Annotated in this window: 11 protein-coding genes; 5 read left to right on the plus strand and 6 right to left on the minus strand. The window is 73.5% G+C overall.

Annotated elements, in window-relative coordinates:
- Positions 1-35: 35 nt before the first annotated feature.
- The 3 genes from ACZ4W5_RS37015 to ACZ4W5_RS37025 form a co-directional block, all read right to left on the minus strand.
- The gene (locus tag ACZ4W5_RS37015) at positions 36-911 is read right to left on the minus strand and encodes an AAC(3) family N-acetyltransferase (protein WP_465659564.1); all 876 of its coding nucleotides are present in this window, start codon (positions 909-911) and stop codon (positions 36-38) included.
- A gap of 181 nt (positions 912-1,092) precedes the next feature.
- Complete coding sequence (locus tag ACZ4W5_RS37020; RefSeq protein ID WP_465659566.1) at positions 1,093-2,061, minus strand: NAD-dependent epimerase/dehydratase family protein; 969 nt, start codon at positions 2,059-2,061, stop codon at positions 1,093-1,095.
- 118 nt (positions 2,062-2,179) lie between these two features.
- Positions 2,180-3,523, minus strand: coding sequence for a condensation domain-containing protein (locus tag ACZ4W5_RS37025; protein ID WP_465659568.1), 1,344 nt, complete (start codon positions 3,521-3,523; stop codon positions 2,180-2,182).
- Between the two features lie 214 nt (positions 3,524-3,737).
- On the opposite strand from ACZ4W5_RS37025, the gene ACZ4W5_RS37030 reads away from it, so the two are divergent.
- Positions 3,738-5,042, plus strand: a complete 1,305-nt coding sequence (locus ACZ4W5_RS37030) for an MFS transporter (protein WP_465659570.1) — start codon at positions 3,738-3,740, stop codon at positions 5,040-5,042.
- An 88-nt stretch (positions 5,043-5,130) separates the two neighbouring features.
- On the opposite strand, the gene ACZ4W5_RS37035 is transcribed toward ACZ4W5_RS37030, so the two are convergent.
- Genes ACZ4W5_RS37035 through ACZ4W5_RS37045 form a run of 3 tightly spaced genes read right to left on the minus strand, consistent with a single transcriptional unit; the run spans position 5,131 to position 8,326 of the window.
- Positions 5,131-6,366 carry an MFS transporter gene (locus ACZ4W5_RS37035; RefSeq protein WP_465659572.1) on the minus strand — a complete coding sequence of 412 codons (1,236 nt, stop codon included), beginning with the start codon at positions 6,364-6,366 and terminating at the stop codon, positions 5,131-5,133.
- A complete protein-coding gene (locus ACZ4W5_RS37040) occupies positions 6,363-7,334 on the minus strand; it encodes an LLM class flavin-dependent oxidoreductase (RefSeq protein WP_360235308.1) in 972 nt (323 codons plus the stop codon). The genes ACZ4W5_RS37035 and ACZ4W5_RS37040 overlap by 4 nt, the downstream gene beginning before the upstream one ends.
- Positions 7,331-8,326: an FkbO/Hyg5 family chorismatase gene (locus ACZ4W5_RS37045; RefSeq protein WP_465659574.1), complete on the minus strand. Its 996-nt coding sequence runs from the start codon at positions 8,324-8,326 to the stop codon at positions 7,331-7,333. Before ACZ4W5_RS37045 ends, ACZ4W5_RS37040 begins: the two co-directional genes overlap by 4 nt.
- A gap of 332 nt (positions 8,327-8,658) precedes the next feature.
- Between ACZ4W5_RS37045 and ACZ4W5_RS37050 the strand changes: the two genes are divergently transcribed.
- From ACZ4W5_RS37050 to ACZ4W5_RS37065, 4 genes are all read left to right on the plus strand, one after another.
- Complete coding sequence (locus tag ACZ4W5_RS37050) at positions 8,659-9,108, plus strand: MarR family winged helix-turn-helix transcriptional regulator (protein WP_360235314.1); 450 nt, start codon at positions 8,659-8,661, stop codon at positions 9,106-9,108.
- 296 nt (positions 9,109-9,404) lie between these two features.
- On the plus strand, positions 9,405-10,871 hold the full coding sequence (locus ACZ4W5_RS37055) for an AMP-binding protein (RefSeq protein ID WP_465659577.1): 1,467 nt from the start codon (positions 9,405-9,407) through the stop codon (positions 10,869-10,871).
- Entirely contained in the window at positions 10,868-11,134 is a 267-nt protein-coding gene (locus ACZ4W5_RS37060) for an acyl carrier protein (protein WP_360235320.1), read from the plus strand. The genes ACZ4W5_RS37055 and ACZ4W5_RS37060 overlap by 4 nt, the downstream gene beginning before the upstream one ends.
- 178 nt (positions 11,135-11,312) lie before the next feature.
- Positions 11,313-11,687, plus strand: a complete 375-nt coding sequence (locus ACZ4W5_RS37065) for an ectoine synthase (protein WP_360235323.1) — start codon at positions 11,313-11,315, stop codon at positions 11,685-11,687.
- Positions 11,688-11,797 lie beyond the last annotated feature (110 nt).

Genomic DNA, 11,797 nt, shown 5'->3' on the forward strand with positions numbered 1-11,797 from the left:
GGACAGCACCAGGAAAAAAGAGCGGGAGACCCCCGTCAGCTACCCCCCCCCCCCCCGTTGGGGGGGGGGGGGGCCTGCCCGCCCCCCCCCCCCCCCCCCCCCCCCCCCGCTCCGGGGCCGTCCGCCGCGAGCAGTTCGGTGAGGCGGCGGACGGCGAAGGGTATGAGCTCGCGGACCGGGACCAGCCGGCACGGCGCGTTGCCGACCAGCACCTCGCGGATGCCGGCCAGCTCCTCGAACTCCCGCCCCACGACCGGGAAGTGGGTGTCGTTGTCGTTGCCCACGTCCGGTGTCTCGATCCACACCCGCTCGCCCTGGATCGCCATCGGGAAGCGGCGGAGCTTGAGCCGGCGGTTCGGGGCGAAGGTCTCCGCGTAGTGCAGGAAGGTGTTGCGGTTGTGCCCGACGCCGACAAGCAGCACGTACCCGCCGAGGTCGTGCAGGGCGCCGAAGGGCGACTCCCGGCCGACGGCGAAGCCCAGCGAGCGGCGGGCGGTGACCTCGCGGGCGTGGGCGCCGACGGCGGCGACCGAGGCCTGCGGATGGGTGCTGCGCAGGCTCTCCGGCAGGCTGCGCAGGGCCTCGGCGATCGCGCCCATGGGGGAGGGCAGCTCGGGGTGGAACAGCGGGACGGCGGCGCGCAGTTCGGCGATCTCGGGGGTGGGCAGCCCGGCGTGGTCCGGCGCCGGGTCGCAGACGACGGAGCCGGTGAAGGCGGGCGCGGCCACCGTGCCGCCCGGCCCGACGGCCTCACGCAGGCTGGCCACCACGGCCGCCGCGCCGCCCTCGACCGGGCCGAGGCTGGAGAGCGAGGAGTGCACGATGATCGCCATGCCCGGGCGGACGCCGACCCGGTGCCAACCCTCCACGAGGTCGGCGGTGGTGAGCGGGCTGGTGCCCGGTGTGGTCATGGTCCCCCCTGATGGCGGCGGTGCGTAGGGCTGATGGGCGTGCTGGTGCATTCGTACCGGTGTGGTGCGATTGTTCGGGCCCGACCCTAGCGGGTGCCACTGACAATCGGTCAGGAGGGGGGTGGCGTCCGTCAGTCCACGACGTCGAGGGCCGCCAGGGCCGGGGCGCCGGGCTCGCAGGTCACCGGGCTGCGTGTTCGGCCAGGACCAGGGCCTCCTGCTCGGGGGTGAAGCCGTGCCCCAGCGGCGGTTCGCCGCGTTCGCGGTCCCAGGCGAGCACGTCGGCGGCGGTCACCGCGAGCGGGGTGGCCGGCAGTCCGGCGGCGCGGGCGCGGGACGGGTCGCGCTGCTGGCCGGGCCAGAGCGGTTCGGCCCGGACCAGCGGGAAGAACGGCGGCGGGGCGGTCTCCGGCGGGACGGGCACCAGCTCGATCTCGGTGCCCGCGACCTCGGCGCAGGTGGCGATCAGGCCGCCCAGGGTGGTCGGTTCGGCCGGGCCGACGGCGTGGAAGGCGCCCGGTCGGCCGTCCTGGAGCAGCCGGAGCACCAGCCGGGCCAGGTCGCGCGAGTCGACCACCTGGACGGGCTGCTCGGGGCGCCCGGGCAGGGCGATCCGGCCGCCGCGGGCCGCCCGGCGGGCCCAGTACGTCAGCCCGCGCTGCTCGTCGTGTGGTCCGGCCACCTTGCCGGGGCGCACGATCGTCGCCCGGTCGCCGTAGCGGGCGGTGACGTCCTGCTCGCAGGCGACCTTGAGCCGGCCGTACGTCTCCTCGGACAGCTCCTCGGCCTCGCGCAGCGGTTCGCGGAGCGGGGCGGACTCGTCGGAGTGCGGGGCGAGCCCTTGGCGGCGGTAGACGGCGTGGCTGGAGACGAAGAGGTAGCGGCCCACCCGGTCGCCGAGGGCGGTCATGGCCTGGTCGACCTGGCGGGGTCGGAAGCCGGTGACGTCCACCACGGCGTCCCACTCGCCCTTGCCGAGGGCGGCGTAGTCGCCGGTGTCGCGGTCGCCGCGCAGGTGGCGGGCCTCGGGGAAGAGGGCGGGGTTGGTCCGGCCGCGGTTGAAGAGCGTGACCTCGGCGCCGCTGCGCAGGGCGTCGGCGGCGATCGCGCGGCCGACGAAGGAGGTACCGCCGAGTACGAGGATCCGCATGGGTTCAGGCTAGGGCCTGGGTCAAGTCGATTCGAGCGGCTCCGGGGCGGGGGAGGAGAAGTGGCGCAGCGGCCCCGGCCGGCTCGGGGTGGGCCGGCCGGGGCGCTGCGGGCCGGGCTCAGGTGGAGGGGGCCTTCGCGGCTTCGGTGAGGATCAACTCCTCGATGCCGTAGAGGAACCGCTCCATCGCGGGGCGCGGGAGGACGGCCGGGTCGGCGGTCATGGCGAGGCTCAGTGCCTCGGGGGACTGCAGGGCGTCCAGGGCGTAGGTCAGGCCCGGGCGGGGCTCGAATTCGACCGGCCAGCTGAGCGTGGTGCCCTCGGCGCCCGGGGCGGGTGCGGCCGGGAGCAGCTCGCGGGTGTCGTTGAAGACGCAGGAGCGGTCGGCGGTCGGTACGCCCTCGGCGGTGAGCTGCGCGACCTCGGCGGCCAGGGCGAGCTTGTCGTAGTAGGCGTGCCGGTAGGTGCCGATCGCGGCGGCGTGGGTGCGGCGCACGACCTCGCCGAACTCGGCGGTGGCGTCGGGGAGGTGGAACAGTCCGTCGCCCGCGACCACGCTCACCGCGTTGGTCAGCTCGGGCAGGAAGCGGTTGTTGACGACGACGTTGAGCACGGCCTCGGTGGTGCCAGCCAGACGGGCGGTCATCGTGGCGGTCGCCGCCAGCAGGACGGAGGAGGTGCTCACCCGGTGGGCGGCGGCGACCAGTTCGACCGCGCCGGGGAGGGCGGGGGAACGCAGGACGGCGTTGGGAAAGTCGGCGGGGTGCTCCGTCGCGGGCGGTTCCGGGAACAGGCGGGGCGGGGCCAGGCGGAGCTTGCGGACGAACTGCTTGCGGGCGCTCGCGTCGCGCTTGCGGCCCCGCTCGGAGGCCTGGAACTCGGCCTCCTCCAGGGGCTGTTGGGCGGGTGCACGGAGCCCCGCGAGCTCGTCGGCGGAGTGCCCGAGGCTGAGTGCGCTCAGGTCGGCGACCAGGCGGCTCATCCCCGCGCCGTCGACGGCGGTGTGGGAGAGCGCCAGGCTGATGTGCCGGGCCAGGCCGTCGGCCGTCACCACGCCGACCCGCAGGGGCCACTGGGTGGCGGTGTCGAAGGGGCGTCCGGCCAGGTCCCGGTGCAGTCGGTCGCCGGCCTCGGCCGGGTCCTCGCCGTCCGCCAGCGGGTGCACCTCGACGGTCAAGGTGCCTTCCGGGTCGACGACTTGGCGCAGTTCGCCGTCCGGCGCGGGCAGCAGCCGGGTGTGCAGCGAGTCGTGCAGGTGCAGCAGCCGGGCCAGGGCGTCGAGCAGCCCGGGCAGCGGCAGGCCCGGGTCCAGCGGGGCCGCGGTGGCGATGGTGTAGCGCGGCACGTCGGCCGGGGGGAGCCGGTGGACGGCGTCCCAGATGGCCCGTTGGCCCCAGGTGGCCGGGCCGGTTCCGGACCGGCCGGACGAGAACGCGATCTCCAGCAGTTGGCGTGTGGTCACCGTGTGGCTCTCCAGGGTGCGGTCGTTCGGTGCGTCGGTGCCGGTGCGTTGGGAGCGCGGGTGCTGCTGGGGAGAGTGTGGCGCACGGCCCGCCGGGCGTCGAGGGGTGGCCGGGCGGGGCCGTCCGCTATGCGGGATCGGGGGTTCCGCAGCTATCTCGACATGAAGTATCTTGATGTCGAGATTGACGGTGGACGCGAAACGAGGACCTGTCATGCGGGGGAACGGACTGTGGTCGCAGCTGCGGCGGCCGCCGGGCGGGCGGGACGCCCGCATCATGCTGCTGGCCCAGGGCGTGGACCGGACCGGCACCGGGGTGTGGGCGGCCGCCTCCGTGCTGTACTTCACCTATGTCTGCGGCATGGACGCCGGGCGGCTCGGACTGCTGCTCGGGGTCGGCGCGGTGGCCGGGATCATCGGGTCGCCGCTGTCCGGACGGGCCGCCGAACGGTTCTCGGTGCGCGGTCTGCTGATCGGCTGCCACCTGCTGCGGGTGGCCACCATGGCGCTGCTGCTGGTGGTCCAGGACTTCACCGCGCTGCTGGTCTCGGTCGCCCTGACCTGCCTGGCCGAACGCGGCGCCAAGACCCTGGAGATGCTCTTCGCCACCCGGGTCGCGGGCGAGCGGCGGGCCACCTACCAGGCGCTGTTCCGCAGTGTGGCCAACGGCGGCTACGCGGTCGGGACGGGCTTCGCGGCGATCGGCCTGGCGGTCGGCACCACCACCGCGTACCGGGCACTGATCGTGGCCAACGCGCTCTCGTACCTGCTGGCCGCCGCCCTGATCCGGCGCACCGCGGAGCCGGCCGGGCGCGGTCTGGGCGCGGCAGCGACAGCGACAGCGGCAGCGGCGGAGGCCGAAGCGGAGGCGTCGGCCGCCGGGGGCGGCGCCGCGCCGAGCCCCTGGCGCGACCGCGGCTACCTGCTGTTCGTGCTGCTGGACCTGCCGATGTGCCTGGACGACTCGGTGCTCAACGTCGGCCTGCCGCTCTGGCTGATCCACCACACCGACGCGCCGCACGCCGTGGTGCCGGCCTTCCTCACCCTCAACACCGTGCTGGTGGTGGTGCTCCAACTGCGCGTCTCCGGCTGGGCGGAGCGGCCGGGCGGGGCGACCAGGGCGGTCGGCTGGTACGGGGTGACGCTGCTCGCGAGCTGCCTGCTGATCGCGCTCTCCACCGGCGGCGGCCCGCTGACCGCCTCGCTCGCCCTGCTGGCCGCGGCCGCGCTGGTCACGCTCGCGGAGCTGATGCGCTCGGTGAGCTCCTGGGAGCTGGCGGTCAGCCTGGCGCCGCCGCGGGCCCGGGCCTCCTACCTGGGGGTGGCGGGGATGTCCCAGTCGGTCCAGAAGTCGGTGGGGCCGATGCTGCTGACCGGTGTGGTGATGGCCGCCGGGCCGGCGGGCTGGCTGGCGCTCGGTGCGGCGTCCACCGGGCTCGCCGCGCTCCAGCGCCGGGCCAGTCTGCGCCGCCTCGCGGCGCTGGCGGTGCCGGAGCGGGTGCCCGCGCCGGTCGGCTGACGCCCCGCGGAGTGTGGCAGCAGCCCGCCCGCCGCGGTCCGGCCGCAGCGGGCGGGTCGTTCAGGGCGGGTCGTTCAGGGCGGGTCGTTCAGGAGGCCGACACCTTCGAGGGCTCCCGCACCTCCTCGACGGGTGTGCCCGCCCGGAGGGTGCTGACCAGGAGGGCGCCGGCGAGGGCCGCGGCGCCGGTGAGGGAGGCGAACACGGTGGAGGAGGTGGCGATCCCGGTGGCGTCGCTCAGGTAGCCGGTCAGGATGGGCAGAATGCCCGCGAAGAGGTAACCGCCCGCGCTGAGCGCCGCGTTGGCCTCGGCGAGCCGGGTCGGGACGACTTCCGTCCCCAGCCGGGAGAAGCCGCCGTACTGGCCCATGCCCTGGCCGACGCCCGCGGTCACCGCGGCGAGGGCGAGCAGGGCGAGGGAGTGGGCGCGGACGGCGGTGGCGGTGCCGAGCATGGCGATGCCGGTGACGACGCCCGCGATGGTGAGGATCCGCCCCAGCGGCAGGTGCCGGATCGCGAACTGGACGCCGGTGGAGGCGCCGAACATCATGAAGCCGATCCCGCCGGTCACCAGCCGGTTGCCGGTGTGCAGCAGGGAGGCGAGCAGGATCGGCCCGAGGGCGAGCAGCAGGGACGTCCCCGTCATGCCGGGGATGTAGACCATCAGGCTGGTGGCCAGGCCGCGGCGGTTGACCCGGGGGACGGACGGCAGGCGCAGCCACCTCGTACCGGGCTCCGCCCGGGAGAACGGTACGGGCGGCAGGTGGACGGCGTACACGACCGCCAGGGCGGTCAGGAGCAGGACCCCCTCCAGGACGAAGACGGTGACGGTGGGGGCCGTCCAGTACTGGGAGACGCTGCCGCCGAGCAGTGGGCCGGCGGCCAGGCCGGTGCCGATGGCCACCGATCCGGCGAGGACCGCCTGCGGGCGCCGCCCGGGGCCCCCGACGTGGGAGACCGCCGCGGTGCCGGCCGAGAGCACCGCGCCGACCGCCACACCGGTGAGCAGCCGCGCGACGATCAGGGTCAGGACGTGGGTGGCCGTCATGAACAGCGCGCAGGAGACCAGTCCGGCGACCAGGGCGGGGGCCAGCACCCGGCGGGTGCCGTACCGGTCCGCCAGGGCGCCGGTGAACGGCAGGGCGAGCAGCAGCCCGCCGATGTACGCGGCGAAGATGACCGTCGTGGTGCCGGTGGAGAACCCGATGCGGTCCTTCCAGAGGGCGAGCAGCGGGGTGGGGATGTTGGACAGCATGAACACGGCGGTGATCGGCCACGCCGCCGCCCACACCGCCCACCCCGGCGCCGGGGGCCGGCCGTTCACAGCTCGCGCAGGATCGGGAGGAGCTCCTGCGCCGTCCGCCGGACCGCGGAGCGGTAGGCGGCCTCCGTCAGTTCGGCGGTGGGCAGGCGCAGGATCAGGTGGCGGGCGCCGTTCTTGACGTACTGGTGGAGCCAGTCGGCGACCTCCTGCGGGGTGCCGCCGAAGATCCCCTGGGTGGTGCGCATGGTGGTGAGCGGAAGGCCGTAGTAGGCGCGGAAGTACGACCAGAGGGTCTCCTCGGCCTGCTCCCGGGTGCGGTCGACCGCGACGGAGAGGTAGACGGAGCCGGTGACCGCCTCGGCGGGGCGGCCCGCCTCCTCGCGCGCGGCGGTGACCTGGTCCCAGCCCGCGCCGTAGTTCTCGGGGGTGGTGGAGGTCGGCATCCAGCCGTCGAAAGCGCGGCCGGCCCGGCGCAGCATCTGGGGGCCGGAGTGGGCGATCCACAGCGGCGGGCCCTGCGGCTGGTGCGGCAGCGGCAGCAGGGCGGCGTCCTGGAGCCGGTAGTGCTTGCCCTGGTAGGAGACGGGCTCGCCGCGGGCGGCCCAGAGCGCCTGGCAGATCTCGACGGTCTCCCGCATCCGCCCGAAGCGGGTGGCGAAGTCCAGCCCGTAGTTGGCGAATTCGCGCTCGGTCGCGGGGGAGGCGAAGCCGGAGCCGATACCGGCGATCACCCGGCCGCCGGAGATCCGGTCCAGGCAGGCCAGTTCGTGCGCCAGGTGGACGGGGGCGCGCAGCGGCATCAGTACGGCGGTGCCCAACTGCACCCGCTCGGTGGCCGAGGAGGCGGCGGCGAGGGCGAGCAGCGGGTTCATCCGGGAGCGGGCGAGCGGGGACTCGCCGGCCCAGATCGAGTCGAAGCCGGACTCCTCGGCCAGGGCGGCGATCGAGGCGAGGTTGCCGGGGTAGGGGCCCTCGTCGATGACGGCCTCGCGGCCGGGCAGGACGATGCCGACCTTGAGGGCGGTCACTGGTCCCACCCCACGGCGGGCACGAGGCCCTCGATCTCGACCAGGAGGTCGTCCCGGCAGACGGCGACGTTGAGGTACTTCACCTCAGTACCCACACCAAATGCCTCTTCACAGACAGCGCGTACCGCCGGAACATCGTCTTCATGTCGCACGTAGGCCTTGATCATCCGTAGGTCCTTGAGTTCGTGTCCCGCGTCGACGCCCTGGGCCGCGAGGTTCCCGCGGGAGATCAGGTGGGCGATGTTGTCCAGGGTCTCCCGGGTCTGGCGCCGCACGTCGCCCCGGTGGACGGTCTCGTGGCCGAGGATGGACGCGGTGCCGGAGACGTAGAGGGTGTCGTCCAGGAGCGTGGCGCGGGCGAAGCTCGGCGACTTGGGACCGTACTGGTCGGGGTAGTGGTAGGCGGAGGTCTGCCGGCTGTTCTCCAGGTGCCGGGGCACGCCTCTTCTGGTCGCCAGCAGGACGAAGGCTATGCCGCGGCCCTGGGTGCCGATCCCGGTGGCGGCGGGGAGTTGGGTGGTGGTGTCGCCCATGTAGGTCTGGAACGCCTGGGCGCGGCCCTGGACGAAGTCCCGGTAGACCTCCATGCCCTCGGCGTTGGCGCCGAGGATGTCGCCGACGAAGTTCCACATCCGGAAGATGTGGCCGTAGTCGAGGTGGTTGACCAGGGCGAAGGCCTTCTCGTACATCTCCCGCACCGGCGGGGTGTAGACCGACTGCTCGGGGAGGAGGCCGGCGACGAGGAGGTGCCGGCCGTCGTGGGCGTAGGCGCTGTCCTCGCGCAGGACCCAGCGCGGCTGTTCGTCGACGGTCCACACCTCGCGGAAGGCGTCGCCGTTGGTGACCGCCATCGGGATGGTCAGGTCGGGGTGGCCGTGCTCGACCCGGCTGAGGCCGGTGGTGGCGCCGTAGGTCACGGTGGCGAGGACGTGGCGCCCCGGCTCCGGGGACGGCGGCTGCGCCGCGGAGGTGAAGTGGGCACGGAGGCTCATGTCAGCAGGTTCCTTCGGTGCGGCAGGCGGCGCCGTGGGGCGACGTCCTGGTGGGCCTGCGCGTCGAGGATCGCCCCGCGCAGGTGCTGGGGCTCGGGACCCCCTCGAAGCGGGTGTCGCCGATGGGTACGGGGCAGGAGCCGGTGTGTCGGGGCCGAGGCGGCCCGGGCTCCTGCGGTGGCGCTGAACAGGGGCAGAACGCTTGTAGAGCGTTTGCTTGTACGTGCAATCAACTGCGCTCAAGGGACCCCGGGAATAAAAATCGGGGGCGCCAGGATCTTGCATGCGCATGTACTCTTCTGTCAAGCAACACCTCTGCAAGGGAGGCATCTATGGCAACTTCATCGCACGCGCCGCTGCGCAGCTCCGACCAGGCCGCCTGGGGCCGGGTGCTGACGCTCCATTCGTTCGTGGAGCGGGAGCTGGCCCTGGCGCTCCAGCGGCAGCACGGGATCGGACTGTCGGAGTACCGGTCCCTGGAACACCTGCACCACTCCTCGACCAGCGAGCTGCGGATGCAGGACCTGGCCGACCGGGTCGGCCTGGGGCAGTCGTCGGTGACCCGGCTGGTGGGCCGGCTCGAAACGGCCGGCTTCGCCTTCAAGGACCTGTGTCCTTCGGACAAGCGCGGGGTCTACGCGGTCATCACGGACGAGGGGCGCCAGCGCTACCAGGCGGCGCGGGCGACCTACGCGGAGGTGCTGTCCTCCGCGTTGAACTCCTTCACCGCCGATCCCGAACTGGGCCCCACCGTCCAGGCCCTGCGCGCGACCCAGGCCTGACCCGTCGCCCCCCGGCGCGGCACCGTGGTTCGGTCCCGGGCTCCCCCGGTCCCGGACGGCTGTGGCGCGCCGGCGTGGCGCCCCCGCCCGTCCAGTCCGGCCCCGAACGCACTCCGCGTTCGGGGTCTTTTGCTTGGTCATGCAAGTCTGGTGGTCTGCGTCACACCCACTTCGGCAAGTACATGCTTGACCAAGCATGGACCTCGCCCGGTACGGTCTTCCTCGACACCGCACGAATTCGAACAGCCGATCGGTACTCGTTACCGGCGGCTGAGCCGACCGCGAGGAATCCCGCCGTGCCATCGTCCCGCTTGGCCGAGACCGTCGCCGCCCACGGCGACGAACGGCCCCACCGCATCGCGCTCCACTTCAACGACCAGGCCGTCACCTACGGCCGGTTGAACGACCTGACCCGCAGCCTGCGCAAGCACCTGTCGGCGCTGGACCTCCCGTCCGGCGGCACGGTGTGCGTGCCGGCGCACAAGAACCCGCAGACCGTCGCCCTGCTGCTGGCCGTCGCCCAGGAGGGCCTGGTCGCCCTCGCCCCCTCCCCGGACCTGGGCAGCGCCGCACTGGAACGCCTGGCGCAGCAGGCCAGGGTCTCCCACCGGCTCACCGCGACCGCCGACGGCACGCTCGCCGCGGCGCCGGTACCGGCGGACGAGGCCGAGGCGACGGGGTTCGCGGTGCCGGACCCGGCCCGGACCCGGCTGCTGCTGACCACCTCGGGCTCGACCGGCACCCCCAAGATCGTGCCGATCGAGACCGCCGGGTTCGACGCCTTCGCCGACTGGGCCGTCAGTGAGTTCGCCCTGTCCGCCGAGGACATCGCGCTGTCCTACGCCCCGCTCAACTTCGACCTCGCCCTGCTCGACATCTGGACCTTCCTGCAACTGGGCGCCACCGTCGTCCTGGTGGAGCAGCAGCGGGCCACCGACGCCGCCCACCTGGCGGGGCTGACCGCCCGGCACCGGGTCACCTTCGTCCAGGGCGTGCCGATGGTGTACCGCCTGCTGCTCGACCACGGCGGCACCTTCCCCGCCGTACGCCACGCGATCTTCACCGGTGACCGGATGCCGGCGGACCTGCTCGCCAGGGTCGCCCCCGCGTTCCCCGGGGCCGCGTTCCACAACGTGTTCGGCTGTACGGAGACCAACGACTCGTTCATCCACCGGGTCGACCCCGCGGCGACCGGGCCGATGCCCGTCGGCCGCCCGATCCGGGGCACCGAGGCCGTGGTCGTCGACTCCGACGGCCGGCGCCTCGCCTCGGTCGGCACCGGGGAGCTCCTGGTGTCCACGCCCTTCCAGACCAGCGGCTACCTGCGCCGGGAGCTCAACGAGGCGGTGTTCACCCAGCTGGACGGCCGGGTCTTCTACCGCACCGGCGACATCGTCACCCGCAACACCGAGGGCCTCTACTTCCTGGAGGGGCGCGCGGACTGGCACGTGAAGGTCAGGGGCGTGCGCACCAACCTCCAGGAGGTGGAGAACGTGATCGCGGCCCACCCCGACGTCGCCGAGGCGGTGGTCGTGCCGCTGCCCGACCCCGAGGCCGGTGTCCGCCTGCACGCCCACGTCGCCCAGCGCCCGGGCAGCGCACTCACCAGTCTGGGCCTGCGCGCCCACCTGGGACGGGAGTTGCCGCGCCACGCCATCCCGGCCTCGGTGCACCTCACCGCACTTCCGCTGCCCCGTACGTCGACCGGAAAGCCCGACCGGAACCTGATCAAGCAGACCCGCCTGAAGGAGACCACCGCATGAGCAGCACCGCCATAGCCGCCGAGGTCCGCGCCTACGTGGTGGACCAGTTCCTGGCCGGCGAGGACGTATCGGACCTCACCGGCGACTACGACCTGATCGAGTCCGGAGTCATCGACAGCCTGGGCCTGGTGCGCATGCTCGCGCACTTCACCACGGCCTACCGGATCCCCGTCGACGACATCGACTTCGGCCCGGACGACTTCCGCACGCTGGACGCCATCGCCGCCGTGATCGCGGAGCACAGCCCGGCCGTGGCCGCCTGACCCCCCGTACCGCACCGCCCGCTCCACCCGCTCCACCCGCACCGCCGCAAGAGCCGCACATCCGCAGGACCCGCACGTCCGCAAGAGAGCCGCACCGCCGCAAGAGCCGCACATCCGCAAGGCCCGTACATCCCGCAACACCCGTAGTTCCCAACCTATTCCGAAGGAGAACCGAGAGATGTTCACCCGCAGCCTCGATGATGTCGCCCCCGTCGAGTGGGGCAACGGCCTGAGCACCCGCCTGCTGACCAAGCGCGACGGGATGGGCTTCGCCGTCGCGGACACCCTGGTGCGCAAGGGCACTTCCAGCGCCCTGCAGTACCGCAACCACCTGGAGGCGTGCTACTGCATCAGTGGCTCCGGTGAGGTCGTGGAGCACGACGGCACCCGCCACAAGATCGTCCCGGGCACCATCTACGTCCTCGACAAGCACGACCCGCACCACCTGGTGGCCTCGGACGACGAGGACCTCCACCTGGTGTCGATCTTCAACCCGCCGATCAACGGCGACGAGAAGCACACCCTCTCCGAGGACGGCTACTCCCAGTACTGAGCCGCCGATCAGCCGACGCCCCACCGCCGGCCGGTCGAACCGGCCCCGGGGGGGGGGGGGGGGGGGGGGGGGGGGGGGCGAGCTACGGGCCTAGCGCTAGGCGGGTCGAG

The organism is Kitasatospora sp. NPDC029367, assembly GCF_055569135.1.

Coding starts and splice junctions, on each gene's coding strand:
- ACZ4W5_RS37045 (WP_465659574.1), bottom strand. CDS start 8,326: ATGAGCCTCCGTGCCCACTTCACCTCCGCGGCGCAGCCGCCGTCCCCG.
- ACZ4W5_RS37020 (WP_465659566.1), bottom strand. CDS start 2,061: ATGCGGATCCTCGTACTCGGCGGTACCTCCTTCGTCGGCCGCGCGATC.
- ACZ4W5_RS37065 (WP_360235323.1), top strand. CDS start 11,313: ATGTTCACCCGCAGCCTCGATGATGTCGCCCCCGTCGAGTGGGGCAAC.
- ACZ4W5_RS37030 (WP_465659570.1), top strand. CDS start 3,738: ATGCGGGGGAACGGACTGTGGTCGCAGCTGCGGCGGCCGCCGGGCGGG.
- ACZ4W5_RS37015 (WP_465659564.1), bottom strand. CDS start 911: ATGACCACACCGGGCACCAGCCCGCTCACCACCGCCGACCTCGTGGAG.
- ACZ4W5_RS37050 (WP_360235314.1), top strand. CDS start 8,659: ATGGCAACTTCATCGCACGCGCCGCTGCGCAGCTCCGACCAGGCCGCC.
- ACZ4W5_RS37060 (WP_360235320.1), top strand. CDS start 10,868: ATGAGCAGCACCGCCATAGCCGCCGAGGTCCGCGCCTACGTGGTGGAC.